At 58.7% G+C, this 25,502-nt stretch carries 25 protein-coding genes; 8 read left to right on the forward strand and 17 right to left on the reverse strand.

Features of this window, described 5'->3' with window-relative positions; translation table 11 throughout:
* Positions 1-38 precede the first annotated feature (38 nt).
* A complete protein-coding gene (locus TU81_RS13280) occupies positions 39-734 on the forward strand; it encodes a hypothetical protein (RefSeq protein ID WP_038981848.1) in 696 nt (231 codons plus the stop codon).
* Positions 731-1,639: a YajG family lipoprotein gene (locus TU81_RS13285; RefSeq protein WP_048395544.1), complete on the forward strand. Its 909-nt coding sequence runs from the start codon at positions 731-733 to the stop codon at positions 1,637-1,639. The genes TU81_RS13280 and TU81_RS13285 overlap by 4 nt, the downstream gene beginning before the upstream one ends.
* 141 nt (positions 1,640-1,780) lie before the next feature.
* Here TU81_RS13285 and TU81_RS13290 read toward each other — a convergent pair whose 3' ends face one another.
* The 11 genes from TU81_RS13290 to TU81_RS13340 all read right to left on the reverse strand — a co-directional run bounded on the left by TU81_RS13290 (position 1,781) and on the right by TU81_RS13340 (position 14,371).
* A complete protein-coding gene (locus TU81_RS13290; protein ID WP_167344820.1) occupies positions 1,781-2,110 on the reverse strand; it encodes a GlpM family protein in 330 nt (109 codons plus the stop codon).
* 8 nt (positions 2,111-2,118) lie between these two features.
* Positions 2,119-3,447 carry a two-component response regulator AauR gene (gene aauR / locus TU81_RS13295; RefSeq protein WP_048395545.1) on the reverse strand — a complete coding sequence of 443 codons (1,329 nt, stop codon included), beginning with the start codon at positions 3,445-3,447 and terminating at the stop codon, positions 2,119-2,121.
* Positions 3,444-5,345 carry a two-component sensor histidine kinase AauS gene (gene aauS, locus TU81_RS13300; protein ID WP_048395546.1) on the reverse strand — a complete coding sequence of 634 codons (1,902 nt, stop codon included), beginning with the start codon at positions 5,343-5,345 and terminating at the stop codon, positions 3,444-3,446. The genes aauR and aauS overlap by 4 nt, the downstream gene beginning before the upstream one ends.
* A gap of 223 nt (positions 5,346-5,568) precedes the next feature.
* A complete protein-coding gene (locus TU81_RS13305) occupies positions 5,569-6,303 on the reverse strand; it encodes an amino acid ABC transporter ATP-binding protein (RefSeq protein WP_038981857.1) in 735 nt (244 codons plus the stop codon).
* Positions 6,300-6,971 carry an amino acid ABC transporter permease gene (locus tag TU81_RS13310; RefSeq protein ID WP_048395547.1) on the reverse strand — a complete coding sequence of 224 codons (672 nt, stop codon included), beginning with the start codon at positions 6,969-6,971 and terminating at the stop codon, positions 6,300-6,302. The genes TU81_RS13305 and TU81_RS13310 overlap by 4 nt, the downstream gene beginning before the upstream one ends.
* A complete protein-coding gene (locus TU81_RS13315) occupies positions 6,971-7,717 on the reverse strand; it encodes an amino acid ABC transporter permease (RefSeq protein ID WP_048395548.1) in 747 nt (248 codons plus the stop codon). Before TU81_RS13315 ends, TU81_RS13310 begins: the two co-directional genes overlap by 1 nt.
* A 194-nt stretch (positions 7,718-7,911) precedes the next feature.
* Positions 7,912-8,826: a glutamate/aspartate ABC transporter substrate-binding protein gene (locus tag TU81_RS13320; protein ID WP_048395549.1), complete on the reverse strand. Its 915-nt coding sequence runs from the start codon at positions 8,824-8,826 to the stop codon at positions 7,912-7,914.
* Positions 8,827-9,273: 447 nt separating this feature from the next.
* Positions 9,274-10,812, reverse strand: a complete 1,539-nt coding sequence (gene glpD / locus TU81_RS13325) for a glycerol-3-phosphate dehydrogenase (RefSeq protein WP_048395550.1) — start codon at positions 10,810-10,812, stop codon at positions 9,274-9,276.
* Positions 10,813-11,097: 285 nt separating this feature from the next.
* Positions 11,098-11,853, reverse strand: a complete 756-nt coding sequence (locus TU81_RS13330; RefSeq protein WP_007898523.1) for a DeoR/GlpR family transcriptional regulator — start codon at positions 11,851-11,853, stop codon at positions 11,098-11,100.
* 84 nt (positions 11,854-11,937) lie between these two features.
* Positions 11,938-13,443 (reverse strand): glycerol kinase GlpK, encoded by a 1,506-nt coding sequence (glpK, locus tag TU81_RS13335; RefSeq protein WP_007898522.1) that lies wholly within the window; start codon positions 13,441-13,443, stop codon positions 11,938-11,940.
* A 76-nt stretch (positions 13,444-13,519) separates the two neighbouring features.
* Positions 13,520-14,371, reverse strand: a complete 852-nt coding sequence (locus TU81_RS13340; RefSeq protein WP_038981862.1) for an MIP/aquaporin family protein — start codon at positions 14,369-14,371, stop codon at positions 13,520-13,522.
* 369 nt (positions 14,372-14,740) lie between these two features.
* On the opposite strand from TU81_RS13340, the gene ybaK reads away from it, so the two are divergent.
* Together ybaK and TU81_RS13350 are read left to right on the forward strand one after the other, a co-directional pair.
* Entirely contained in the window at positions 14,741-15,211 is a 471-nt protein-coding gene (gene ybaK, locus TU81_RS13345) for a Cys-tRNA(Pro) deacylase (RefSeq protein ID WP_007938929.1), read from the forward strand.
* A gap of 116 nt (positions 15,212-15,327) precedes the next feature.
* Positions 15,328-16,110 (forward strand): PhzF family phenazine biosynthesis protein, encoded by a 783-nt coding sequence (locus TU81_RS13350; RefSeq protein ID WP_048395552.1) that lies wholly within the window; start codon positions 15,328-15,330, stop codon positions 16,108-16,110.
* 89 nt (positions 16,111-16,199) lie between these two features.
* Here the strand turns inward: TU81_RS13350 and TU81_RS13355 are convergent, their stop codons facing one another.
* Together TU81_RS13355 and argF are read right to left on the reverse strand one after the other, a co-directional pair.
* Positions 16,200-17,309: an ABC transporter ATP-binding protein gene (locus TU81_RS13355; protein ID WP_048395553.1), complete on the reverse strand. Its 1,110-nt coding sequence runs from the start codon at positions 17,307-17,309 to the stop codon at positions 16,200-16,202.
* Positions 17,306-18,226: an ornithine carbamoyltransferase gene (gene argF, locus TU81_RS13360; RefSeq protein WP_032830187.1), complete on the reverse strand. Its 921-nt coding sequence runs from the start codon at positions 18,224-18,226 to the stop codon at positions 17,306-17,308. Before argF ends, TU81_RS13355 begins: the two co-directional genes overlap by 4 nt.
* 405 nt (positions 18,227-18,631) lie before the next feature.
* Between argF and TU81_RS13365 the strand changes: the two genes are divergently transcribed.
* The 3 genes from TU81_RS13365 (at position 18,632) to grxD (ending at position 21,604) form a co-directional block, all read left to right on the forward strand.
* Positions 18,632-18,922, forward strand: a complete 291-nt coding sequence (locus TU81_RS13365; protein ID WP_038981868.1) for a hypothetical protein — start codon at positions 18,632-18,634, stop codon at positions 18,920-18,922.
* A 134-nt stretch (positions 18,923-19,056) separates the two neighbouring features.
* Complete coding sequence (locus TU81_RS13370) at positions 19,057-21,165, forward strand: molybdopterin oxidoreductase family protein (RefSeq protein WP_038981869.1); 2,109 nt, start codon at positions 19,057-19,059, stop codon at positions 21,163-21,165.
* Between the two features lie 97 nt (positions 21,166-21,262).
* Positions 21,263-21,604 carry a Grx4 family monothiol glutaredoxin gene (gene grxD / locus TU81_RS13375; RefSeq protein WP_007898513.1) on the forward strand — a complete coding sequence of 114 codons (342 nt, stop codon included), beginning with the start codon at positions 21,263-21,265 and terminating at the stop codon, positions 21,602-21,604.
* A gap of 180 nt (positions 21,605-21,784) precedes the next feature.
* Here the strand turns inward: grxD and bfr are convergent, their stop codons facing one another.
* The gene (bfr, locus tag TU81_RS13380; protein ID WP_038981870.1) at positions 21,785-22,255 is read right to left on the reverse strand and encodes a bacterioferritin; all 471 of its coding nucleotides are present in this window, start codon (positions 22,253-22,255) and stop codon (positions 21,785-21,787) included.
* A gap of 198 nt (positions 22,256-22,453) precedes the next feature.
* Positions 22,454-22,672, reverse strand: coding sequence for a bacterioferritin-associated ferredoxin (locus TU81_RS13385; protein ID WP_007938921.1), 219 nt, complete (start codon positions 22,670-22,672; stop codon positions 22,454-22,456).
* 316 nt (positions 22,673-22,988) lie between these two features.
* Here TU81_RS13385 and TU81_RS13390 point away from each other — a divergent pair, with 316 nt between their 5' ends.
* A complete protein-coding gene (locus TU81_RS13390; protein ID WP_048395559.1) occupies positions 22,989-23,591 on the forward strand; it encodes a peroxiredoxin in 603 nt (200 codons plus the stop codon).
* A 76-nt stretch (positions 23,592-23,667) separates the two neighbouring features.
* Here TU81_RS13390 and rnt read toward each other — a convergent pair whose 3' ends face one another.
* Both rnt and pyrC read right to left on the reverse strand, forming a co-directional pair.
* A complete protein-coding gene (rnt, locus tag TU81_RS13395; RefSeq protein ID WP_007898509.1) occupies positions 23,668-24,345 on the reverse strand; it encodes a ribonuclease T in 678 nt (225 codons plus the stop codon).
* Positions 24,342-25,388, reverse strand: a complete 1,047-nt coding sequence (gene pyrC / locus TU81_RS13400) for a dihydroorotase (protein WP_038981873.1) — start codon at positions 25,386-25,388, stop codon at positions 24,342-24,344. Before pyrC ends, rnt begins: the two co-directional genes overlap by 4 nt.
* Positions 25,389-25,502: the final 114 nt, after the last annotated feature.

The following is a 25,502-nucleotide window of genomic DNA, read 5'->3' on the forward strand; positions in this document are numbered from 1 at the left end:
CATAAGCAGCATCGTTAATAATCATAGGGACTTGATCCATGAATCTTCACGTTCTACGCACTTGGGCAGTGCTGACGTTGCTCGCCTGCCTGACCCTCACTGGCTGTGCTCATGTGCAACCTCCAGTGCCGCTGGACCACCAATTCTGGGATGCCAAAGAGTCGACCATCGGCGTAGCGATCACCGTAGTGCCGGAGCCGGTGCTGGCGTTGACCGGCAATCAGGGGCTTCTGCAATTCGCTATCAACAAAGGCGTTAACAGCAAGCTCAGTAGCAACGTCGAAAAATGGCAAGTACGTGACCTCAACACCTTGCCGGATGCCATCGTCGCCAAGCTGCAGGCCAAGGGTTACAAGGCGAAGCGGATCGATGAGCCAGTCGACCTGTCGGTCTACAAGCAAACCGACTTCCGCGAAGGCTACATGACCCGGGACCTGAAGCCGGTCAAGGCGACCTACGGTGTCGATCGTCTGCTATTGGTGAATGTCTATGCCACCGGTGCCACCCGCAGCTACTACAGCGTCGTGCCGACCAGCGTGCCGATGGCGCAAGTGGGCGGACAGGGTATGGTGATCGATCTGGCGGACAACAAGCTGCTGTGGTTCAAACCCTTTGTCGTGACGCAAGCCGCTCAGGGCGAGTGGGATGAACCGACCTACACCAACCTGTCCAACGCGTTTTATCAGGCTGTGGACAATAGCCGTCAGCAAATGATTACCCCGTTCGCGCAATGAAGCGCCTGCCCATAGTGGTCGGCGCGCTGGCCCTGCTGATGCTGACGGGGTGTGCGCAAAAACCGGCCCCTGAGGTCGGTTTCAAGGACCAGAGTGCCTTGCCTTACGTCCAGGCCCACGGGCTTAAGGTCGATGTGCAGTTGCCGCAATCCTTTGTCGGTGCGAGCACAGTGATTGACTCCCAGGCGGCCTTGAAGGCTGCGTCGTCGAGTCATAACCTGGTGGCCAGTTCGGGCAACACTGCCGGGCTTGCCGGTTTGCTGATCGCCAGCCTGATCAACACCCAGATGGGCAGCGGCAGCTTGCAGCGCGATGCGGAAAAAACCGCGCTCAAGGAGGCGCGACCGATGGCTGACTTGCTTGCAGGTGTTCCGTTGCAGGAGCGTCTACAAAAGCGCTATCAACAGGCTTCGCAAGTGGCCGGGTTCAAGCAAGGAGAAGGGCAGGTCACCGCGCGTTTGGTGATTGAGCCCAAACTGATGCTTACCCCCGATCGCGGCAGTTTCGTGCTGGTCAATCAGGTGCAGGTTCAGGACATTGCCGGTTCGGCGCTGTATCGCATGCGGATCGAAGTCGTCAGCCAGCCGATTCGGCGCTGTGGCAAGCAGTGCATCGATGACGGCGGCCTAGATTTGGCAAAGGTCACGGCCGTGCTCGACGAGTGTATCGACGAGTCGATGCGCGTTTTGTCCACCGACCTGATGCAGTCGACACCGCCAGCGGCAGCCCAGGAAACCTTGCGTTATATCCTTGATGGCCAGCGAGTGGTCGAGCGTGGTTATCAACTGGCCAACAACGGTAACTATTGGCGTTATCGCAACCTCTACGGGGCGGTGAAATCGGTGCCGGTGCCGTTTGAAGATGCGTTGACACAAGCACAGTTGCAGAAGGTTTACGGACAGTAATCCAGGGACTCGCCCCGTACCCCTGTAGGAGCTGCCACAGGCTGCGATCTTTTGATCTTGATCTTTTGCGATCTGGTGGCCGTCGAGAATCAAGATCAAAAGATCGCAGCCTGCGGCAGCTCCTACGGGTGTTTTGTCGCGTCAGCCGTGAAGGCGCATCCACACGCTGACCAACACCGTCGCCGCGATCAACCACGCCACCGCAGCCACCGCCAACGAAGCCTCCAGCCGCATCCGGTCGACCATCACATACAAGGTCGCCAGGTAGACGAAGTACGGAATGATCGACCACATGCCAAACACGATGGTGGTTTTCAGATCATCCAGCGAGCGCCCTTTGCCGACGATGTAATGAGCGATCAGCGCAAAGGTCGGAAACAGCGGCACCAAGCCTGCGATGTAATAGTTTTTGGTCTTGGCCAGCATGGCCAGAATCACCACCACCGCCGCGCCCAGGGTCGCTTTGAACATCAGGTCCATCAGTGACTCAGCCCGTATTTCTTCACTTTGTCGAACAGTGTGGTCTTGGCCATCCCCAGTTCCAGACTGGCCTGGGTCAGGTTGCCGCCGCTGCGCTGCAAGGCGTCGCTGAGCAGGTTACGTTCGAAGGCTTCCACCGCTTCGGCGAAGGCCAGGCCCTGATTACTGCCGCTGGTGCCGGATTTTTTGAAGGCCGGCAGGCCCAATGCGAAACGCTCGGCGACGTTGCGCAATTCGCGCACGTTGCCGGGCCAGTCGTGGCTCATCAGGTTCGACAGGGTCTGGTTGTCCAGTTCCGGCACCGCGCGGTCGAAGCGCAGGGATGACTGCTGCAAAAAGTGTTCGAACAATTGCAGGATGTCTTCGCGGCGTTCGCGCAGCGGCGGCAGTTCCAGGGTTACCACGTTCAGGCGGTAATACAGGTCGCTGCGAAACTCGCCGGCCTTGCTCGATTGATCCAGATCGGACTTGGTCGCGGCGATCACCCGGCAATCCACCGCCACGCTCTGGTTCGAGCCCAGGCGTTCAAGGGTGCGTTCCTGCAACACCCGCAGCAGTTTGATCTGCAACGGCAGCGGCATGCTTTCTACTTCGTCGAGGAACAGCGTGCCGCCGTCGGCGTGTTCGATCTTGCCGATCCGCCGCTTGCCGGCACCGGTGAAGGCGTTGGCCTCGTGGCCGAAGATTTCGCTTTCGAACAGGTTCTCCGGCAGGCCACCGCAGTTCAGCGCGACGAACTGTTTGGTGTGCCGACGGCTGAAGTCGTGCAGGCAGCGCGCGACCAGTTCTTTACCTGTACCCGTCTCGCCTTCGATCAGCACGTTGGCCGAGGTATCGGCGACGTTAGCGATCAATTCCCGCAGGTTTTGCATGGCCGGCGAGCGCCCGATGATCCGGCCTTCGAGGGAATCGCGCTCGAACAGTTGTCGACGTAGCGACGACACTTCCCGCGCCAGGCTGCGTTGCTCCAGCGCGCGGCGGGCGACATCCACCAGGCGTTCCGGGGAGAAGGGTTTCTCCATGAAATCGTAGGCGCCTTTCTGCATCGCGCCGACGGCCATGGAGATGTCGCCGTGGCCGGTAATCAGCACCACCGGCAGGCTGCGATCGCGGGCCTTGAGCCGGGTCAGCAGTTCCAGGCCATCGATGCCCGGCAGGCGGATGTCGCTGATGACGATGCCGGCGAAGTTATCGCCGACTCGCTCCAGCGCTTCTTCCGCGCTGCCGACGCCCACGCAGGGAATGTCTTCCAGGGTCAGCGCCTGTTGGCAACCGAGCAGGACATGGGGGTCGTCTTCGACGATCAGCACACTAAGGTCGTTGTTCATATTGGCTCGGCGGGAGTGGGGCTTACCAACGGTAAACTGAGGACGAAGGTGGTACCACCGCTGGCCGGGTGCTCGACACCCAGATGCCCGCCGGTGGCGGCGGCCAGGCTGGCTGAAAGCGTCAGGCCGAGGCCCAGGCCTTGTTCGCCGGGTTTGGTGGTGAAGAACGGTTCGAACAGATGCTTGCGCGCTTCGGCATCGATGCCGTGGCCGTTGTCGCGTACCCGCAGGCGATACTTGCCGTCGAATTCCTCGCCTTCGAGCCACAATGCCGGTTGAGGCTGCGACTGCATGGCGTCGAGCGCGTTGCCGATCAGGTTGACCAGAATCTGCTCCAGCCGGGTCTGGTCGATCTGCACCTGCACGTCTTTGAAGTCGCGGTGCAATTGCAGGTGCGCGCTTTCCATCCGACTGCCCAGCAATTGCAGGGCGGCGTCTACGGCTTTGCCAAAGCTGGCCTGGCCCTTGTCATCACCGCGCCGGGCGAAGGAGCGCAGGCTCGCGGTGATCCGGCCCATGCGGTCGATCAGCTCATTGATGGTCTTGAGGTTGGTGCTGGCCACATCCAGCTGACCGCGTTCCAAAAAGCGCACGGTATTGCCGGACAAGGTCCGCAAGGCTGCCAGCGGCTGGTTCAATTCGTGAGCGATGCTGGTGGACATCTGACCGATGGCCGCCAGTTTACCGGCCTGGACCAGTTCATCCTGGGCACGGCGCAACGTCTCTTCCGCCTGCCGCCGTTCGCGGATCTGACCCTTGAGCCGTTCGTTACTGGCGCGCAGGTCAGTGGTGCGTTCGGTAATCCGACGCTCCAGTTGATTGTTGGCTTCCTGCAAGGCTTCCCGCGCCGCGAGGCGGGTGGCGATCACCTTGCGCCGCTCGTTCCAGGCGATCAGCAGAAACGCCACCAGGGCAAACGCCACCGCCACCAGAATCCCCTGATTGATCGCTTCACGCCGCAAATCCTGCAGGGGGGTGAGGAGGGTGAAATTCCATGGTGTGTCGCTCAGCGGCCGGGTTTGCGAGAGGTAGCTGATGTTCTCTTCATCGGACATCAATTCGCTGTTGGCGGGGAAGGTCAGTTTTTCCTCGCCTTCGGCCAGTTTCTCCCGCGCCAGCGGTTGCAGTTCGTTCAGTGGAAACCAGTAGTACTGCAGGCTACGGGCCAGTTTTTCCTTGGTTTCCTCGCTCAATGGCACAACCGATTTAAGCCGCCGCGCCGGATCGCTGGAGAGAATGATGATGCCGTTCTCGTCGCTGACGAAGGCTTCCAGGCGCGCACGCTGCCAGCGTTCTTCCATGGCTTCGAGGCGGACCTTGACCACGGCGACGCCGATGATCTTGCCGTGCTCTTCCAGACCGTGCGCCAGGTAATAGCCGGGCTCGCCACTGGTGCTGCCGATTCCGTAGAAACGCCCCGGCTGACCGCGCACGGCATTCTGGAAATAGGCACGGAAGGACAGGTCTTCACCCAGATAACTGTCGACATCGCGCCAGTTGCTGGTGGCCAGTACGCGACCGGTGGTGTCCATCACATAAATGGCCCGACTGCGGCTGCGCCGGTTCAGGCCTTCGAGGTATTCGTTGACCGTCTGCCGGTGTTCCGGCGACGTGTCGGCCAGCAGTTTTGAAACACTGGATTCGAGTTCCAGCAAACTGGGCAGGTAGGTGTACTTGCTGATCTCGCTCTCGACGGCGCGGGCGTGCAGTTCCAACTGACGCTGGCCGTTCTCGCTGAGGCCGCGAATTCCGTAGTGTTCACTGACCCAGAAGCCGATATAACCCAATCCGATCATCAGGGCGATGACCAGCGGCGGCAGGAACAGATGGCGAATCAAACGGGGTTTCACGGCGAGTGATGGCGGCGCGGCGCGATAGAGAGTGGAGTCGCATTTCATCACAGATGCCTTGGGTCAACCACAACACAAATATCCATATACCCACGAGCCCCCTGTGGGAGCGGGGTGTGGTGAGGGGGCAAACCCAATGGGACCCGTAGGAGCCAGGCTTGCCGGCGAAGGCGTCCTTAAGTGCGCTTTCGCCGGCAAGCCTGGCTCCTACGAAAAGCGGTTCACTCCCACACAAGTCCGCTCCCACATTAGTTGGGGAGCGGTGCCGTTCTTAGTGCTGCAAAATTTTCGCGAGGAAGTGCTGTGTACGCTCGGCACGGGCATTGATGTCGCCGAAGAACTCTTCTTTCTTGCAGTCTTCGATGATCTTGCCCTGGTCCATGAAGATCACCCGGTCCGCCACTTTACGGGCGAAGCCCATTTCGTGGGTCACGCACATCATGGTCATGCCTTCGTGGGCCAGTTGCACCATCACGTCGAGTACTTCGTTGACCATTTCCGGGTCCAGCGCCGAGGTCGGTTCGTCGAACAGCATGACGATCGGATCCATCGCCAGCGCACGGGCAATCGCCACACGCTGTTGCTGACCACCGGAGAGTTGGCCCGGGTGCTTTTTGGCATGGGCGGAGAGGCCTACACGCTCAAGCAGTTGCAGGGCTTTTTTGCTGGCTTCTTCCTTGCTGCGGCCCAGCACCTTGATTTGCGCGATGGTCAGGTTATCCATGATGCTCAGGTGCGGGAACAGTTCGAAATGCTGGAACACCATGCCGACGCGCGAACGCAGTTTTGGCAGGTTGGTCTTCGGGTCGGCGATGGATGTGCCATCGACGATCACGTCGCCTTTCTGGAACGGTTCCAGCGCGTTGACGCATTTGATCAGGGTGGACTTGCCGGAGCCGGATGGCCCGCACACCACGATCACTTCGCCTTTTTTGACCTCGGTGCTGCAGTCAGTCAGTACCTGGAAGTCGCCATACCACTTGTTGACATTCTTGATAGAGATCATACGGCAAACCTTTTTTGCAGACGCTTGACCAGCTGCGAGGCGGCAAAGCTGATGATGAAGTATGTGAAACCGGCGAAGATCAGGAACTCATTGGAGCGGCCGATGATGTCGCCACTGGCGCGCGAGGCATTGAGGAAGTCCACCAGGCCCACCGCGTAAACCAGCGAGGTGTCTTGAAACAGGATGATGCTCTGTTGCAGCAACAGCGGGGTCATCTTGCGGAACGCTTGCGGCAGGATGATCAACCGCATCATCTGGCCGTAAGTCATGCCCATGGCCTGGGCAGCCGCCATCTGGCCTTTGGGAATCGACTGCACGCCGGCCCGGACGATTTCGCAGAAGTACGCCGCTTCGAACATCATGAACGCCACGATGCAGGAGGCGAACGCGCCGATCGGAGTGTCTTCGCCGGTGATCCAGCGTAGTACGAACGGCACCGCCAGGTAGAACCAGGTGATGACCAGCAGCAATGGAATCGAGCGGAAGTAGTTAACGTAGGCGCCGGCGATGTTCGACAGCAGTTTGCTGTGGGACAGGCGCATCAGTGCCAGGATCGTGCCGAGGATGATCCCGCCGACGACGCCCAGCGCCATCAGTTGCAGGGTCATGACCATGCCGTTCCACAAGCCCGGCAAGGACGGGATGATGCCCGAGAAGTCGAATTCCATCATTTACCCCCTACGGAGATCAGGCCCGGTACGGCGACTTTCTTCTCGACCCCACGCATCACCAGCATCAGGCCCATGTTCAGCGTGAAGTAGATCAGCGTTGCCAGGGTGAAGGCTTCGAACAGGTTGGCGGAGAACTCGGCGGTCTGTTTGGTCTGCGCGAGCAGCTCCATCAGGCCGATCAGCGAGGCCACGGACGAGTTCTTGAATACGTTCAGGAATTCCGAGGTAAGCGGCGGAATAATGATGCGGTAAGCCTGGGGCAGCAGCACGTTCCAGTAGATCTGCGGCAGCTTGAAACCCATGGCACGGGCAGCGGATTCCTGGCCGCGAGGCAGCGCCTGGATACCGGTGCGCACTTGTTCGCAAACCCGAGCGGTGGTGAACAGACCCAGGCACACGACGACACTGAGGAAGGCCGAGGTGGTCGGGTTGAGATCCTGTTTGTACCACTCCTGGATGTCCGCAGGCAGCAGGTCGGGCACCAGGAAGTACCAGATGAACAGTTGAACCAGCAGTGGCACGTTACGGAAGAGTTCGACGTAGCAGGTCGCGATACCCGATACGATGCGATTCGGTACCGTGCGCATGACACCCAGAATCGAGCCCAGCAGCAGCGCGATGATCCAGGCTGCGATGGCGATGGCGATGGTCCAGCCCAAACCGGAGAGGTACCAGTCGAAATAAATCTCGCTGCCCACGCCGGTGGACTTGAAGAACACGCCCCAGTCCCAGTTGTAATTCATTAGGGTCTCCCCTCGGATTCGTTCGATTTACAAATGCCCGCCTGGGGAAGCTCCGTTCCCGCCCGACCTTGAAGATCAGGCACACACGAGCGGCTCGACAGCCACCGGTTCGAGTGTTTTCCAGAAATGCCAGCAGGGAATGACAACCCCCTGAAAGGGCAGAGGCCCTCTCAAGGGATAAGGTTAGTCAGAAATCAGGATTTCTTTTCGTCAGCCGCTTTGTCGGTTGGATTGGCGATCAGGCCCTTGAGCTCTTCGCTCATCGGGAACATCAGGTTCAGGCCTTTTGGCGGGATTGGCTGCATGAACCATTTTTCGTAGATCTTGTTGATCTCGCCGGACTTGTAGGTCGCGATGATGGCGTCGTCGACAGCTTTCTTGAACGGTGCGTCGCCCTTGCGAACCATGCAGCCGTAAATCTCATTGGACTGCGCAGTCCCGGTCACGGCCCAGTCAGTCGGCTTCTTGGCCTTGGCCATTTCACCGGCCAGCAAGGCGTCGTCCATCATGAAAGCCACGGCACGGCCGGTTTCCAGCATCTGGAAGGACTCGCCATGGTCTTTGGCGGAGATCACGTTCATGCCCATCTGCTTGTCGGCGTTCATCGACTTGAGGATGCGCTCGGACGTGGTGCCCGCGGTGGTCACGACGTTCTTGCCTTTGAGGTCGGCAAAGTCTTTGTACGGGGAATCTTTCTTGGACAGCAGCTTGGTGCCGATTTCGAAGATGCCGACGGAGAAGTCAACTTGCTGCTGACGTTCGACGTTGTTGGTGGTGGAGCCGCACTCGACGTCCACGGTGCCGTTCTGCACCAGCGGGATACGGGTTTGCGAGGTCACCAGGTTGTATTTGACCTGGAGGTTGGGCATGTCCAGGTCTTTCTTGATGGCTTCGACGATTTTCAGCTGGATATCGTGGGAGTAGCCAACCGGTTTGCCGGAAGCGTCCGCGATGTAGGAAAACGGAATGGAAGCGTCACGATGCCCGAGGGTGATGGTGCCGGACTCTTTGATCTTCTTCAGTGTGCCGGTGAGTTCGGCGGCGAAAACTGGAGTGCTAATCAGAGCGGCAGCAATGGCTGCGCCCAGGATATGGGGAACGATGCGCATCAAATTTTCCTCGACATTGTTTTTATATGGAGCCAGTTCATCGGCCTATTGGTGCTTCGAATGCCTGACGGCTCCTGAAGTGTTGGCACAACAGGCATTCGTCCAAGAGTGTAGAGCATGACTCGTGCCAGGCCAGGCGATATAGATCAAGTTATTGATTTATAAGGGTATTAAATATTTGTGGCGTGTTTTTTCATGATCAGTAATCCGGTTAACCGAATCGACCGACAAGTCGCGTTCGGAAAACCGAATACAATCTTGGATTTTACTCAAACCCTGTGGGAGCGGGCTTGCTCGCGAAAGCGTTCTATCAGCCGACGGAGATGTTGAATGTTAGTCAGTCTTCGCGAGCAAGCCCGCTCCCACAGTTGATCAATGGTGTTCTCTAGAATGCAAAAAGCCCCTGAACCTTTCGATTCAGGGGCTTGGGTTCAACCGGATTCCCGATCAGGCCGCTTCGATCTTGCTGCGGTTCTGTTCGACCTTGTTCAGGTAATCCTTGAGCTTTTGCTGTTCCGCCGGGGTGGTGAACAGCCCGAGCTTGCTGCGGCGCCACAGAATGTCGTGGGCGGTGGTCGCCCACTCTTCGCTGCACAGGTAATCGACTTCGCGGGTGTAGAGACCGCCGCCGATGTGTTCGCCCAGATCACTGAGGCCTTCCACTCCTTCGAGCATGCGCCAGGTGCGGCTGCCGTAAGTAGTGGCCCAGCGTCGGGCGATTTCGGTGGGCACCCAGTCGAACTTGTCGCGGATCCGCGACCTCAAGGCCTGTGGAGTGGTCATGTCTTCACCGCCAGGCAGGGTGGCGCTGGCGGTCCAGCTTGGCTTGATGTGCGTGAAGTACGGAGCCAGTTGCGCCAGCGCCGACTCGGCCAATTTGCGGTAAGTCGTCAGTTTGCCGCCGAACACTGACAACAACGGCGCTTCTTCGCCACTGCCCGACAACGCCAATGTGTAATCGCGGGTGACGGCTGACGGGTTGTCGGATTCGTCGTTGCACAGCGGACGCACGCCGGAATAGCTGTGCAGGATGTCGTCGCGGCTGAGTTGCTTTTTGAAGTGAGCGTTGACCACTTTGAGCAGGTAATCGGTTTCGCTTTCAGTGATTGCAACGGCAGCCGGGTCGCCGGTGTACTCGCGGTCGGTGGTGCCGATCAGGGTGAAGTGGTTCAGGTAAGGAATGGTGAACACGATGCGCTGATCTTCGTTTTGCAGAATATGCGCGTGTTCGCCTTCATATAGTTTCGGCACGATCAGGTGGCTGCCCTGGATCAGACGGATGCCATAGGGCGATTCCATCTTCAGGTCGTCACGGATGAACTTGGCGACCCACGGGCCGGCTGCATTCACCAGCGCTTTGGCGCGGATCGAAAACAGGCTGCCATCGGCGCGTTCCAGATTCAGGTGCCACAGGCCCTTGGTGCGACGGGCACTGACGCAACGGGTTTGGGTATGGACGTGAGCGCCTTTCTCGCGGGCGGCCATGGCGTTCAGTACAACCAGGCGTGCGTCATCGACCCAGCAATCGGAGTATTCGAAGCCTTTGGTGATTTCGCTTTTCAGTGGGCTGTCCGGGCCGAACTTGAGGCTTTTCGAGCCTTCGAGTTTTTCCCGTTTGCCGAGGTGATCATAAAGGAACAGGCCGGCACGGATCATCCAGGCCGGACGCAGGTGCGGGCGGTGCGGCAGCACGAAACGCATCTGTTTGACGATGTGCGGCGCCTTGGTCAGCAGCACTTCACGCTCGGCGAGGGCTTCGCGTACCAGGCGAAATTCGTAATGTTCGAGGTAGCGCAGGCCGCCATGGATCAGCTTGCTGCTGGCGGACGAAGTGTGGCTGGCCAGGTCATCCTTTTCGCAAAGGAATACCGAAAGACCGCGACCGGCGGCATCCGCTGCGATCCCCACGCCATTGATCCCACCACCGATGACGGCGATATCGTAAACCTCGGCGAGAGGGGGCGTAGGCAAGGTAGAAGTGGGCATCGGCTGGCCTCGGGTTTTTTGAAATTATATATTTGAATTCGAACATTAATGTTCATTTGCGAAAATATTAGCCCATAAAGACGCCCACAGCCAGTCAACTTCGATTGAAAATACTGATCGAAGGGCGGTTAAAGGAAAATTTACGAACATTCGCGCACAGATCGTTCCCACGCTCTGCGTGGGAATGCATCAATAGACGCTCTGCGTCAGCGTTTGAGGCGGGACGCGGAGCGTCCCAGGCGGCATTCCCACGCAGAGCGTGGGAACGAGAGAGTCGCGAGGGGGTTAAACCACTTCCAACCGAATCTTGTGCTGGCTCAACAACTGCGCCAGGGCCGGCGAAGGCTGCTGGTCGGTGACCAGGCAATCGATCAGGCTGATCGGGCCCAGGCGAATCATGGCATTGCGCCCGAATTTGCTGGAGTCAGCCGCCAGAATCACCTGTCGGGCATTCGCGATAATCGCCTGGGACACCCGTACTTCCTGATAATCGAAGTCCAGCAAACTGCCGTCTTCATCAATACCGCTGATGCCGACCAGCGCGAAGTCGACCTTGAACTGGTTGATGAAGTCGACGCTGGCCTGACCGACCACGCCACCGTCACGCCGCACGTTGCCACCGGTCAGCAGTACGTCGAAATCGTCCTTGGCGCTGAGCATCGAGGCGACGTGCAGGTTGTTGGTGATGATCTTCAGGTGGTTGTGGTTGAGCAGCGCCCGGGCGATGGATTCGGTGGTGGTACCGATATTGATGAACAACGAGGCGTGATCGGGAATCTGAGCGGCAATGGCTTCGCCGATACGCTGCTTTTCATCGCGCATCTGATCGGCGCGCATGGCGTAGGCGGTGTTTTCGACGCTGGAATCATAGGCTGCGCCGCCGTGGTAGCGACGCAGCAGATTGACTTCCGCCAGTTGATTGATATCGCGGCGGATGGTTTGCGGTGTAACGACGAACAGCTGAGCCATTTCCTCGATACTGACATAGCCGCGTTCGCGGACCAGTTCGAGGATTTGCTGCTGACGGGGAGGCAGATTCATGGGGCTTCCTTTGGGCTGCCGTGCAAAATTTGCCCATGATGCCGCAGGAATCTGCTCCCTACCAGTTAGAACCCCATCCTTGGCTTATTCAGCGCCTTCGTGCGGTTCCCAATCACGGGTGCGGCTGACGGCTTTTTTCCAGCCGGCGTAGAGTTTTTCCTTCGCGGTTTCGTCCAGCGTCGGTTCGAACTCGCGCTCGATCACTGCCTTGCCGCGCAACTCGTCCAGGCTGCCCCAGAAGCCGCAAGCCAAGCCAGCCAGATAAGCCGCGCCCAACGCTGTGGTTTCGCGCATTTGCGGACGCTCGACCTGAGTGCCGAGGATGTCGGCCTGGAACTGCATCAGGAAGTTGTTCGCAACTGCGCCGCCGTCCACGCGCAGGGACTTGAGGCGTTCGCCGGAATCCTGCTGCATGGCGTCCAGAACGTCGCGGGTCTGGTAGGCAATCGACTCCAGCGCGGCGCGAATGATGTGATCCACGCGTACGCCGCGAGTCAGGCCGAACAGCGCGCCACGGGCATACGGGTCCCAGTACGGAGCGCCCAGACCGGTGAAGGCCGGCACCAGGTACACACCGTTACTGTCCTTGACCTTGTTGGCGAAGTATTCGGTGTCGTGGGCGTCGTTGATGATTTTCAACTCGTCACGCAGCCACTGCACGGTGGAGCCACCGTTGAATACCGCGCCTTCCAGGGCGTAGGCCACTTCGCCACGCGGGCCGCAAGCAATGGTGGTGAGCATGCCGTGTTTGGATTTCACCGCTTTGTCGCCGGTGTTCATCAGCAGGAAGCAACCGGTGCCGTAGGTGTTTTTCGCCTGGCCTGGCTCGACGCACATTTGACCGAAAAGGGCCGCCTGCTGGTCGCCGGCGATCCCCCCAATGGCGATGCCACTTTTGGTGTGGCCGTAGATTTCGGATGAGGACTTAACTTCCGGCAGCATCTCGCGCGGGATGTCGAGGACTTCCAGCATCTTCGCGTCCCACTCCAGCGTGTGGATGTTGAAGAGCATGGTGCGCGAGGCGTTGGTGTAGTCGGTGACGTGCACCTTGCCACCGGTAAATTTCCAGATCAGCCAGCTGTCGATGGTGCCGAACAGCAGTTCACCCTTGCGCGCACGCTCACGGCTGCCTTCGACGTTGTCGAGGATCCACTTGAGCTTGGTGCCGGAGAAGTACGGGTCGGTAACCAGGCCGGTGGTGTCGCTGATGTATTGCTCGTGACCATCGCGCTTGAGCTGCTGGCAGATTTCGGTGCTGCGGCGGCACTGCCAGACGATCGCGTTGTAGATCGGGCGGCCGGTGGTCTTGTCCCAGACCACGGTGGTTTCGCGCTGGTTGGTGATGCCGATGGCCGCGACCTGGTCGTGATGCAGGCCGGCTTGCGCCAGGGCCTCGACCATCACGGCGCTTTGGGTGGCGAAGATTTCCATCGGGTCATGCTCGACCCAACCGGCTTGCGGGTAATGCTGTGCGAATTCGCGCTGGGCGGTGCAGACCACGTTCGCGTCACGGTCGAAAATGATCGCGCGGGAGCTGGTCGTACCCTGATCGAGGGCAATGATGTAGTTCTTATTCTGAATGTCGGTCATGTCGATTGCCTTGGACGAAAATTAGGAAGTGAGGTCAGGCGCGGGAACGCATGGACAGGATCGCGCGCCAACGGTTTCAAGACGTTCTTGGTTTGCCGTCAATGGCCGGTGCTGCATCCTTTGTAGCAGGTATGGCGCTGGGCAGATGACGGGCAATCAGCCCGCGATAAGCTGCAGCACCGAGGCAGGCACCGACAATCGGTGCAAAAATCGGGATCAGGAAGTACGGGATATCGCGCCCGCCAGTGAAGGAAATTTCACCCCAGCCGGCGAAAAAAGTCATTAGTTTAGGGCCGAAGTCACGGGCCGGGTTCATCGCGAAACCGGTCAGCGGGCCCATCGAGCTGCCAATCACGGCAATCAGCAGGCCGATCAGCAGCGGCGCCAGCGGCCCTTTGGGCAGGCCATTGTTGTCGTCGGTCAACGACATGATCACGCCCATCAGGATGGCGGTGATGATCACTTCAACCAAAAAGGCCTGGGCTGTGGTCAGGGCAGGGTTTGGGAAAGTGGAGAACACCGAAGCCAATTCAAGACTGGTCTGGGTGCCACGAATCATTTGGTGAGTTTGTTCGAAATCGAAGAAAAGATTGCTGTACAGCGTGTAAACCAACAAGGCCCCGCAGAAGGCGCCGGCTACCTGGGAGAAGATATAGAAAGGCAGTTTGCGCTTTTCGAAGTCAGCGAAAATGCTTAGCGCGATACTCACGGCAGGATTGAGATGTGCGCCGGAAACGCCAGCGGTGAGGTAGATCGCCATGCTGACGCCAACCCCCCAGATGATGCTGATTTCCCACAACCCGAAGCTGGCACCCGCAACCTTGAGCGCGGCAACGCAACCGGTACCGAAAAAGATTAGCAGTGCAGTACCCAGAAACTCGGCCATGCATTGGCTCGAGAGCGACGGTTGTTGTAAAGCAGTTGTCATTGAAAACCTCGTTTTTGTTGTTGTCTGGCGCTTTTTCATCAAGGTCAAAGCGCGATTTTCACCGAGGCAGGATCCCCATCCTGCGCTCGGCTTACTGCTGGGTGCTGCGGTGAGACATTCGTACAGTATTCAGATTCGAAAAAATATAGACAAGAAACGCTGCTGTCAAAGGTCGAAAGTGAACTGTCGGTCACAATTGAACTATTAGTCACGTGAATGACCGCATCGTTCATCAGGCATGCCGACCGTGGACGAACGGTACAGAAGCCCGGCCAAGCTATTGAAATGGCGTTGTAATAGAGCCTTTTATCGATCAATGACCTAGAATCCTGCGCAGTATTTTCTTCTGCCGCCAAGCTTGGAGCTGCCATGACCCCCGCATTGGATTTGTTGAAAAAAGTTCGTGCCGAACATCGCGTGCACAGTTACGAACATGATCCGAAGGCAGCGTCCTATGGTCTGGAGGCCGCGGAAAAACTGGGTTTGGACCCGGCTCAGGTGTTCAAGACATTGCTGGCGGCCAGCGAAAAGGGGGAATTGTTGGTGGCGGTGGTGCCGGTCGTCGGCAGTCTGGACTTGAAGGCGCTGGCGCAGGCCGCTGGCGTAAAAAAAGTCGAAATGGCCGACCCCGCGGCTGCACAGCGTTCGACGGGGTATTTGTTGGGCGGCATCAGCCCGCTCGGGCAGAAGAAGCGCCTGCGTACCTTTATTGATCATTCGGCTCAGCCTTTTTCCAGCATCTTCGTCAGCGCCGGACGGCGTGGTCTGGAAGTTGAGCTGGCGCCCGCCGTGTTGGCTGAACACACCCAGGCGAAGTTCGCCGATATTGGTCGCGCCTGAGCAGAGGGTTTCGGGCGTTCAGCTCGGCGCTGTATGGTGGAAATTGATTGGTTCTGTCACTGGTGAATGGCTCTTCGTGGCTTCATGCTCGTCGACCTGAAAAAGGGAGAAGTGCCATGCAGCTAGAGTTTCATCAGGTCGACGCGTTCAGTGATCGGCCGTTCAGTGGCAACCCGGCGATGGTGTACCGGCTCGATACCTGGCTCGACGATGAGTTGATGCAAAAAATCGCCGCCGAACACAACCTCGCCGAAACCGCATTTCTGGTACGTGAGGGTGCCGTCTGGCACATCCGCTGGTTTACCCCGACCACCGAAGTCCCGTTATGCGGCCATGCAACCCTGGCCAGCGCCTATGTTCTGTTTGAAATCTATAAGGAACCGGTCGAGCGGCTGGACTTTATCTGCAAGTCCGGCCCACTGAGTGTCAGCCGTGAGGGCAAGCGCTTGTGGCTGGATTTCCCGGCCATCGTGCCGACAGACGTGGGCGTGACCCTGGATGTCGAGCGCGCCTTGGGTGTGAAAGCAGTCGATGTGTTGGGTTCGAAAGAACTGTTCGTGGTGCTGGAGTCCGAGCAAGCGGTGCTCGATTGTCAGCCGGACATGGTTGCGCTGGCCAAACTGCCGTGGCCGGGTGCCATTGTGACGGCCAAGGGCAACACGCATGATTTTGTATCGCGGTACTTTGCGCCAGCAATCGGCATCAACGAAGACCCGGTGACCGGGTCGACCCATTGCAGCCTGATTCCGTATTGGTCGGAACGCTTGAGCAAGTCGAGTCTGACGGCTTATCAGTGCTCGGCGCGGGGCGGGGAGTTGTTTTGCCAGTTGGAAGGGGATCGGGTGAGTATTGGCGGCAATGCGACGTTGTTTGCGAGTGGCAAGCTGATGTTGGGTTGAGCTGAAAAGATCGCAGCCTTCGGCAGCTCCTACAGGAGTACACATTCCATTGTAGGAGCTGCCGAAGGCTGCGATCTTTTAGCGATGGTTCAGCTGGCGGAGCTATACCGCCGAACACCGGATTCGATCACCGGAATCTGCGCCGCCGTGCTGCCGTTCGCCTGGAATAACACCAGGTGTTCAGCCGCCACCCGAATGCCTACTTCAGCACCGACCAGATGATCGGCATGGCTCGGGAAAATCGACTCCAGCTGCGCGCCGGTAGGCAACTGCAAGCGGTACAAGGTTGATGCCCCCTGGAAGCTCTTGCCGATAATCTGTGTCCTCAGTGGGCTGTCCGGCGCATAGACGATATCGTCCGGGCGCAGCAACACGTCCACGGCACAACCGATTGGCCAAGTGTAGGCGCGGTTGCCGCGCAACTCACCCAGCTCGGTCTGCACCGACTCCGGGCTGCTCAGCTGACCGCGAATGAAGTAACCCTGGCCAATGAAACTGGCCACGAATGGCGTCAGTGGTTCGTGATAGAGGTTGTAGGGCGTATCCCACTGCTCCAGGCGACCTTCCTTGAAAACGCCCACGTGGTCACTGACCGCGAAGGCTTCTTCCTGATCGTGGGTCACCAGGATCGCACTGGTGCCGCGAGCCTTGAGAATATCGCGTACCTCATGACTGAGCTTGCGTCGCAATTCGCCGTCGAGGTTGGAGAACGGTTCATCGAGCAGCAGCAACTGCGGTTCCGGCGCCAGGGCGCGGGCGAGGGCGACACGTTGCTGCTGGCCGCCGGACAGCTCATGGGGGAAGCGCTTGCCGAGGTTTTTCAGGTTGACCAGTTCGAGCAGCTCTTCGGTGATGCGATCCTTTTGCGGGTGCTTGCGGATCCCGAAAGCGATGTTCTCGGCCACGCTCAGATGCGGAAACAGTGCGTAATCCTGGAACACCATGCCGATCCGGCGCTTCTCCGGGGCGAGGGTGAAGCCGGCGCTGGAGATGGTCTCGCCTGCCAGCTGGATTTCACCTTCGTGCACCGGTTCAAAACCGGCAATCGCCCGCAGGGTGGTGGTTTTGCCGCAGCCCGAAGACCCCAGCAGGCAACCGATATCGCCGGCATTCAAATGCAGGTTGAGGTTCTGCACAACCCGCTGGTTTTGATAACCGCAGGCCAGGTTGCGCAGGTTCAGCAGTAAGGTCTGGCTCATGCGTGGTGATACGAAGGCGGGACAAGAAATTCGAGCAGGGCCTTTTGTGCGTGAAGACGGTTTTCGGCTTGATCCCAGGCTACCGAGCGCGAGTCGTCGAGCAGGTCAAGGCTGATTTCTTCGCCACGGTGGGCCGGCAGGCAGTGCATGAACAGCACGTCCGGCGCGGCCAGGTCGAGCAGGGCACGGTTGACCTGGAACGGTGCGAACAACTTCAGACGCTTGGCGGTTTCCTCTTCCTGGCCCATGGAGGTCCAGACGTCGGTGCTCACCAAGTGCGCTCCGCGCACGGCTTCCTGTGGATCGCGGACGATGGTCACCCGATCGCCGGCTTTAGCCACGAACTCTGGGTTGGGTTCGTAACCTTCCGGGCAGGCGATGCGCAACTGGAAGTCGAACTGGATCGCCGCTTCTATATAGCTGTTGCACATGTTGTTGCCATCGCCTATCCAGGCCACGGTCTTGCCTTGAATCGAACCGCGGTGCTCGAGGAAGGTTTGCATGTCGGCCAGCAACTGGCACGGGTGCAGGTCATCGGACAGGCCATTGATCACCGGCACGCGGGAGTTGGCGGCGAATTCGGTCAGGGTGCTGTGGGCAAAGGTACGGATCATCACCGCATCGAGCATGCTCGACATGACGATGGCGCAGTCGCCGATCGGCTCGCCGCGACCCAGTTGCGTATCGCGTGGCGACAGGAAGATCGCCTGGCCACCGAGCTGGATCATGCCGGCTTCGAACGAGATACGGGTGCGGGTCGAGGACTTCTCGAAAATCATCCCCAGGACGCGGTTCTTCAAAGGCTCGAACAGTACGCCGCGGTTACGCAGGTCCTTGAGCTCAACGCCTCGACGGATCACGCTGACCAGCTCTTCGGGCGTGCAATCCATCAGGGAGAGAAAGTGCCTTGCGCTCATCATTGACTACCTTTTTGCAACAGACCGCAGATACTCAAAGCCTTGTTTAACTGAAAAACGGGCGAGACCTGCGGCGTAAGCCGCACGGGGCGACGAAATAGGGGGAGGCGCGATATTGACATTAAATGTCGCGTTTTTCCAATAGGCTACGGTGTTTGGGGATTTCAGAGGGGCTACGAGGTGACCGCAGTAGCGCTTTTGAAGCCTGTTTCCTGACAGCAGCTAACCATTTGTACACCGGGCTCGCCGGGCTTGGCAATCAAACAGGGCGCGGGCGACACGCTGGCGGTCGGTTTTTGACCTGTCATTCGGGTCTTTGGCGGGCAATGTGTCTTGTCCGAAACATTTGCTAAAGCAAAGTGCTGGGTTATAACTAGAGCACGAGTGACGCAGGAAGCCTCAGGAATGGAATCGAAAGAACAACTGTTAATGGAGCTACTCGGCCTTACGGCCCGCTCCCTGACTCACCTCACCGCTTCCATGACCTCGATGTCTTTCGAGCTGATGCGTAGTGAAGACGAAGTCACGAAGGTGGCCGGCCGGCGCATGATCGACCGCATGGCCACCATCAGCGCCGGGCTCGACGAGCATTGGCGACTGATCGGCGAGCTCACCGGCGTGCATGTCGCCCACGAGCAGATCGAAACCATCGAGGAGATCCAGTTGCAGGCGCCGCCGAGTCTGCCGCCGAACTGATCCCTTGCTGTCATCGGCTGGCCTGATAGTCGCCGATTCACAAGACGAACGTCGCTGGCAAAGGGGCGAGTCGCGCGCCATAGTTTTGTTCCCGCGGCCGATATTGCCCGCCCAGAACAAAACAGAGACTGGCCATGACCAAGACTCTCCATCACCGTGCGTGCCACCTGTGTGAAGCCATCTGCGGCCTGACCATCGAAACCACCGAGGTCGAAGGCAGCGGCGTACAGATCACCTCGATCAAGGGTGACCCCCAAGACACCTTCAGCCGCGGGCATATCTGCCCCAAAGCGGTTGCCCTGCAAGACATCCAGAACGATCCGGATCGCCTGCGTCAGCCGATGCTGCGGGTAGGCAGCGAATGGCAGCCTATCGAGTGGGAAGATGCCTTCAGTCTTGTGGCCGAACGCCTGGCGGCGATTCAGGAGCGTCACGGGCAGAACGCGGTGGCGGTCTATCAGGGCAACCCCAGCGTGCACAACTACGGGTTGATGACCCACAGCAATTACTTCCTTGGCCTGCTGAAAACCCGCAACCGGTTTTCCGCGACGTCGGTCGATCAATTGCCCCATCACCTGACCAGTCACTTGATGTACGGTCACGGCTTGCTGTTGCCGATTCCGGACATCGATCACACCGATTTCATGCTGATCCTGGGCGGCAATCCATTGGCCTCCAACGGCAGCATCATGACCGTGCCGGATGTAGAGAAGCGCCTCAAGGCGATTCAGGCCCGGGGCGGCAAAGTGGTGGTGGTCGACCCGCGTCGCAGCGAAACGGCGGCGATTGCCGATCAGCATCTGTTCGTGCGCCCCGGTGGCGATGCGGCGCTGTTGTTCGGGCTGCTCAATACCTTGTTCGCCGAAGGCTTGACCCGCGACAGTCATTTACCGGTCGACGGCCTGGATGAAGTGCGTGAGGCGATCGCAGGTTTCACCGCCGAGGCCATGAGCCCGCTGTGCGCAGTGCCTGCCGAGCAGATCCGTCAACTGGCACGGGACTTCGCGGCAGCGCCGACAGCGGTTTGCTACGGCCGCATGGGCGTTTCGACCCAGGCTTTCGGCACCCTGTGCCATTGGCTGGTGCAATTGATCAATCTGGTCACCGGCAACCTCGATCGGGTGGGCGGTGCGCTGTGCACCGAGCCTGCGGTGGATCTGGTGGCGTCGACCTCGGGCGGGCATTTCAACCGGTGGCAGAGCCGGGTGTCCGGGCGTCCGGAATACGCTGGAGAACTGCCGGTATCGGCGCTGGCCGAAGAGATGCTCACCGAAGGGGAAGGGCAGGTCCGCGCGCTGATCACCGTGGCGGGTAATCCGGTGCTGTCCACGCCTAATGGCCGGCAACTGGAGCAGGCGCTGGATGGATTGGAGTTCATGGTCAGCGTCGACCTGTACATCAATGAAACCACGCGTTATGCCGACCTGATCCTGCCGTCGACTTCGGCGCTGGAAAACGATCATTACGACACCACGTTCAACATGTTCGCGGTGCGCAACGTCACCCGCTTCAACCGGGCGATCCTCGCCAAGCCCGAAGGCGCGTTGCATGACTGGGAAATCTTCGTGGGGCTGGCCAAAGCCTTTGCGACCAAGACCGGCAAGGAACTGAAACCGACTATCGCGCCGGCGCAGATGATCGACCGAGGGCTGCGGATGGGCCTGTATGGCGACGCTTCGGAACACAAGTTGTCGCTGGCGACCTTGTTCGATCATCCTCACGGTATCGATCTGGGCGCGCTTAAACCCAACCTGGCGCCACGCCTGAAAACCGCTAATCAGCGAGTCCAGGCAGCGCCTGTCGAGATCCTCGCCGACCTGGCGCGCTTCGCGGCACTGCAAGCACCGGCCGCCGATGAGCTGCTGATGATCGGCCGCCGCCATGTGCGCAGCAACAACTCATGGATGCACAACTATCACCGTCTGGTGAAGGGCAAACCACGCCATCAACTGCTGATGAACCCGGACGATTTGGCCAGCCGCGGGCTCAGCGATGGGCAGCGGGTGCGCGTCAGTTCGCGGGTCGGCGTGATCGAGGTTGAAGTGGTCGCCAGCCTGGATATGATGAAAGGTGTGGTCAGCCTTCCTCACGGTTGGGGTCATGCGCGACCGGGGGTGCAGATGACGATTGCCAGCAGTCAACCTGGCTCCAGCGCCAATGACCTGACTGACGAATGTCAGCTCGATGAGTTGTCGGGCAATGCGGCGTTGAACGGCGTGCCGGTCACCGTGGCGGCGGCATGAACATGACTGTCGGGGAGGCCGAGCATGGCGCTCGGGTTTCCGTTACAATGCGCCACCGTGCCGACCACTGAGTCGGAAAGTTCAGCCGAGGTGCTCCATGGATATCATCGAAACGATTAAAGAGCAGATTGCCAACAACACCATTCTGCTTTACATGAAAGGCTCGCCGAATGCCCCACAGTGTGGCTTCTCCGCGAAAGCCGCTCAGGCTGTAATGGCCTGTGGCGAAAAGTTTGCCTATGTGGACATCCTGCAGAACCCGGAAATCCGCGCCAACCTGCCAAAGTACGCCAACTGGCCAACCTTCCCGCAGCTGTGGGTCGGTGGTGAGCTGGTCGGCGGTAGCGACATCATGACTGAAATGGCTGCTGACGGTTCGTTGCAAGCGACGATCAAAGCCGCTGTTGAAGCTGCTGCTGCCAACAAGACCGACGCCTAAGACGATTGGCTCCCCTGTAGGAGCTGTCGAGTGAAACGAGGCTGCGATCTTTTGATCTTCAGTAACTAAAAAGCCCCGCCCCTCTATCGAGGGGCGGGGCTTTTTATTGCGCTTAAATAAGTTATTGCAATGTCGTCGCTGCCATCGCCAAGATCGCAGCCTCGTTTCACTCGACAGCTCCTACTCGCCCATCTGCGACTGCAGATAGTTCTCAAGACCTACTTTATCGATCAGGCCCAGTTGGGTTTCCAGCCAGTCGATATGTTCTTCTTCGGATTCAAGAATGTCTTCGAGCAGTTCGCGGCTACCGAAGTCGCCGACAGTTTCGCAGTGAGCGATAGCGACTTTCAGATCGGCATGGCCGTCGCGCTCGATCTTCAAGTCGCACTCAAGCATTTCCTTGGTGTGTTCGCCGATGTGCAGCTTGCCCAGGTCCTGGACGTTCGGCAGACCTTCAAGGAACAGGATGCGCTTGATCAGCTTGTCGGCGTGCTTCATCTCGTCGATGGATTCGTGGTACTCGTGCTTGCCGAGCTTGTTCAGGCCCCAATCTTCATACATGCGTGCATGCAAAAAGTATTGATTGATCGCGACCAGCTCATTGGCAAGGATCTTGTTGAGATGCTGGATGACTGTAACGTCGCCTTTCATGATGGGGTCCTGCCCTGAGTAGCTGTCTATAAGGCAGAGTTTGAGCCGCGTATTTAAGAGTGTCAAACCTAAGTTATTGAAACTTAAATGAAAATTAATCGGAATAAGAGTGTTTTTGTTCCGCGTCTAGCGCCTAAGCGATTGATTTCCAGACATAAAAAAACCGGACATCAAGTCCGGTTTTTTGAAATACGGTAGTTATGCGGCTGTAAATTCTACGGGGTAGGGGATCGCGGCCTGAGCCGTTTGCAGTTTGCCCAGGGTTTCGCGCACCACTTCCTTGGCAAGGCAGGCGCATTTACCGCATTGGCTGGCTACGCCAGTAGCCTGACGGACTTCCTTATAGCTGCAGCAACCTTCATAGATTGCATCGCGGATTTGACCGTCGGTGACGCCAGTGCAGAGGCAGACATACATAAGTGAGAACCGTCGCTGGTTGTGACTCAATTGCGATGGATCTTAATGTTAACGAGAATGATTGTCAAAGTGGTTTCTGAAAGCTTTTCGTCATAAAGGCGTGTGACTGACGAACGGCCTCTTTTCACACTTGTCATGAAGAAAATATAGCAGCGGCCTTTTTACCTTCCAGAAAAAACCGTTGAGGACAGGCCAAAAACGCGGTGTATGATGGTCGGCCTTTTGCGAAGGAGGTTCGTGTCACAGGGCTGTCGCCTGAGGGTGGCAGGCTGGTACGAACCCTGTTCTTCACCGTTATTACACCAGGAGATATCCAATGAGCGTACTCGTAGGCAAACAAGCCCCTGACTTCACCGTACCGGCCGTACTCGGCAATGGCGAAATCGTAGACAGCTACACCCTGTCCTCGGCCATCAAAGGCAAATACGGCCTGGTGTTCTTCTACCCACTGGACTTCACCTTCGTTTGCCCGTCCGAGCTGATCGCTCTGGACAACCGCATGGGTGACTTCGCCGAACGCAACGTTGAAGTGGTCGCGGTGTCGATCGACTCGCACTTCACCCACAACGCATGGCGCAACACCCCGGTGAACAATGGCGGCATCGGCCAGGTTCGTTACACCATGGCTGCCGACATCAAGCAGGAAATCATGAAGGCCTACGACGTTCAGTCCGCTGACGGCGTGGCTTTCCGTGGCGCGTTCCTGATCGACGACAAAGGCGTTGTCCGCTCGCAGATCATCAACGACCTGCCGCTGGGCCGTAACATGGAAGAGCTGATCCGTCTGGTCGACGCTCTGCAATTCCACGAAGCGCACGGCGAAGTTTGCCCTGCCAACTGGAAAAAAGGCGACAAAGGCATGACCGCTTCCACCGAAGGTGTTGCGGCTTACCTGACCGAGCACGCTGCTGCGCTGTAAGGCAGGCGTCAGGCAATAAAAAACCGGCCTCCCTGAGGCCGGTTTTTTTATGGGCGGAATTAACCGGCGACAGGCATCAATCGTTGTAGTCTTCCCAGCCGCCCATTTGTTTCCAGCGATTGACGATGCCGCAGAACAGGTCAGCCGTCTTCTCGGTGTCGTAGCGGGCCGAGTGTGCCTCGCGACCGTCGAAGTCGATATCCGCTGCCTGGCAGGCCTTGGCCAATACGGTTTGACCGTAGGCCAGACCGGCGAGGGTCGCCGTGTCGAAGCTGGAGAACGGGTGAAACGGGTTGCGTTTCATGTCCAGGCGCGCGACAGCGGCGTTGAGGAAGCCCAGGTCGAAGCTGCTGTTGTGCCCGACCAGAATCGCCCGTTTGCAGCCGTTGGCCTTCAGAGCCTTGCGCACACCGCGGAAGATATCGGTCAGGGCCGCTTCTTCACTCACGGCCATGCGTAGCGGGTGATCGAGCTTGATCCCGGTGAATTCCAAAGCTGCCGCTTCGATGTTCGCGCCTTCGAAAGGCTCGACCCGGAAGAAGTAGGTGTGCTCAGGGTACACAAAGCCTTTTTCATCCATGCCAATCACGGTGGCGGCGATTTCCAGCAGGGCATCGGTGGCCGAGTTGAAGCCACCGGTTTCTACGTCGACAACGACCGGCAGGTAACCACGGAACCTGGCTGCCATTGGATGGCGGGAACCGCCTCCGCCGCCATTACCGTCCTGTTCGTCGTCGAAATGGTCTTCACTCACGCGTGTTCCTCCAGCAGGCGCCAGCGCAGTTTTTCACCGGCGCGCAGCGGGATTACGGTCAGCTCGCCAAACGGCAGGCTGGTTGGGGCGGTCCACTCATCGCGGACCAGGGTGATGCGATCGGTGTTCGCTGGCAGGCCGTAGAAACGCGGGCCATTAAGGCTGGCGAAGGCTTCGAGCTTGTCCAGCGCGTTGCGCTGTTCAAAGGCTTCGGCATACATCTCGATCGCGGCATAAGCGGTGTAGCAACCGGCACAACCGCAAGCCGCTTCTTTGGCGTGCTGGGCATGGGGCGCCGAGTCGGTGCCGAGGAAGAACTTGTCGCTGCCGCTGGTGGCGGCGTCGAGCAGGGCTTCCTGGTGGGTATTGCGCTTGAGGATCGGCAGGCAATAAAAGTGCGGCCGAATCCCGCCCACCAGCATGTGGTTGCGGTTGTACAGCAGGTGGTGCGCGGTGATGGTTGCGCCGACATTGGCCGAAGCCTCATTGACGAACTGCACGGCGTCGGAGGTGGTGATGTGTTCGAACACCACTTTGAGGGTCGGGAAACGCTCGACCACCCGACGCATATGCTCATCGATGAAGATTTTTTCGCGATCGAAAACGTCGACATCGCCCCGGGTGACTTCACCATGAACCAACAAGGGCATCCCGACTTCGGCCATGGCCTCGAGTGCGGGGAAAATCTTGTCGATGCTGGTGACGCCAGAATCCGAATTGGTGGTCGCGCCGGCCGGATACAGCTTGGCGGCGTAAACGAAACCGCTGGCCTTGGCCTCACGAATTTCTTCGGGCTGGGTGCGGTCGGTCAGGTACAGAACCATCAGCGGTTCGAAACGGCTGCCGGCCGGACGCGCGGCGAGAATCCGCTGGCGATAGCCATTGGCTTCAGCCGCGTTGCGCACCGGCGGTACCAGGTTGGGCATGATGATGGCGCGACCAAAGGTGCGCGCGACATCCGCGACGGTATTGGTCAACACAGCACCATCGCGAAGATGAATATGCCAGTCGTCGGGACGCAGCAGGGTCAGGCGGTCGGACATGAGGGGATTCCAGGCGGGTCAAACTCAGGGGAATGCTACCGGAAAAGACTCTTGCAGGCACTCGCTATCAAGTTTTGCGGCAAGCTTCCGATATCCAACAGGTATGCCGTAAAT

This window comes from Pseudomonas lini, assembly GCF_001042905.1.
GTDB classification, from domain to species: domain Bacteria; phylum Pseudomonadota; class Gammaproteobacteria; order Pseudomonadales; family Pseudomonadaceae; genus Aquipseudomonas; species Aquipseudomonas lini.

What these genes read in the sequence shown, in the direction of transcription:
- TU81_RS13370 (WP_038981869.1), top strand. Translation starts at nt 19,057, where the DNA reads ATGACCAAGACTCTCCATCACCGTGCGTGCCACCTGTGTGAAGCCATC.
- TU81_RS13320 (WP_048395549.1), bottom strand. Translation starts at nt 8,826, where the DNA reads ATGCGCATCGTTCCCCATATCCTGGGCGCAGCCATTGCTGCCGCTCTG.
- pyrC (WP_038981873.1), bottom strand. Translation starts at nt 25,388, where the DNA reads ATGTCCGACCGCCTGACCCTGCTGCGTCCCGACGACTGGCATATTCAT.
- TU81_RS13365 (WP_038981868.1), top strand. Translation starts at nt 18,632, where the DNA reads ATGGAATCGAAAGAACAACTGTTAATGGAGCTACTCGGCCTTACGGCC.
- TU81_RS13340 (WP_038981862.1), bottom strand. Translation starts at nt 14,371, where the DNA reads ATGACAACTGCTTTACAACAACCGTCGCTCTCGAGCCAATGCATGGCC.
- aauS (WP_048395546.1), bottom strand. Translation starts at nt 5,345, where the DNA reads ATGAAATGCGACTCCACTCTCTATCGCGCCGCGCCGCCATCACTCGCC.
- grxD (WP_007898513.1), top strand. Translation starts at nt 21,263, where the DNA reads ATGGATATCATCGAAACGATTAAAGAGCAGATTGCCAACAACACCATT.
- argF (WP_032830187.1), bottom strand. Translation starts at nt 18,226, where the DNA reads ATGAGCGCAAGGCACTTTCTCTCCCTGATGGATTGCACGCCCGAAGAG.
- glpD (WP_048395550.1), bottom strand. Translation starts at nt 10,812, where the DNA reads ATGCCCACTTCTACCTTGCCTACGCCCCCTCTCGCCGAGGTTTACGAT.
- TU81_RS13280 (WP_038981848.1), top strand. Translation starts at nt 39, where the DNA reads ATGAATCTTCACGTTCTACGCACTTGGGCAGTGCTGACGTTGCTCGCC.
- TU81_RS13385 (WP_007938921.1), bottom strand. Translation starts at nt 22,672, where the DNA reads ATGTATGTCTGCCTCTGCACTGGCGTCACCGACGGTCAAATCCGCGAT.
- TU81_RS13305 (WP_038981857.1), bottom strand. Translation starts at nt 6,303, where the DNA reads ATGATCTCTATCAAGAATGTCAACAAGTGGTATGGCGACTTCCAGGTA.
- glpK (WP_007898522.1), bottom strand. Translation starts at nt 13,443, where the DNA reads ATGACCGACATTCAGAATAAGAACTACATCATTGCCCTCGATCAGGGT.
- TU81_RS13355 (WP_048395553.1), bottom strand. Translation starts at nt 17,309, where the DNA reads ATGAGCCAGACCTTACTGCTGAACCTGCGCAACCTGGCCTGCGGTTAT.
- TU81_RS13290 (WP_167344820.1), bottom strand. Translation starts at nt 2,110, where the DNA reads ATGTTCAAAGCGACCCTGGGCGCGGCGGTGGTGGTGATTCTGGCCATG.
- TU81_RS13285 (WP_048395544.1), top strand. Translation starts at nt 731, where the DNA reads ATGAAGCGCCTGCCCATAGTGGTCGGCGCGCTGGCCCTGCTGATGCTG.
- bfr (WP_038981870.1), bottom strand. Translation starts at nt 22,255, where the DNA reads ATGAAAGGCGACGTTACAGTCATCCAGCATCTCAACAAGATCCTTGCC.
- TU81_RS13390 (WP_048395559.1), top strand. Translation starts at nt 22,989, where the DNA reads ATGAGCGTACTCGTAGGCAAACAAGCCCCTGACTTCACCGTACCGGCC.
- TU81_RS13350 (WP_048395552.1), top strand. Translation starts at nt 15,328, where the DNA reads ATGCAGCTAGAGTTTCATCAGGTCGACGCGTTCAGTGATCGGCCGTTC.
- ybaK (WP_007938929.1), top strand. Translation starts at nt 14,741, where the DNA reads ATGACCCCCGCATTGGATTTGTTGAAAAAAGTTCGTGCCGAACATCGC.
- TU81_RS13310 (WP_048395547.1), bottom strand. Translation starts at nt 6,971, where the DNA reads ATGGAATTCGACTTCTCGGGCATCATCCCGTCCTTGCCGGGCTTGTGG.
- TU81_RS13330 (WP_007898523.1), bottom strand. Translation starts at nt 11,853, where the DNA reads ATGAATCTGCCTCCCCGTCAGCAGCAAATCCTCGAACTGGTCCGCGAA.
- aauR (WP_048395545.1), bottom strand. Translation starts at nt 3,447, where the DNA reads ATGAACAACGACCTTAGTGTGCTGATCGTCGAAGACGACCCCCATGTC.
- TU81_RS13315 (WP_048395548.1), bottom strand. Translation starts at nt 7,717, where the DNA reads ATGAATTACAACTGGGACTGGGGCGTGTTCTTCAAGTCCACCGGCGTG.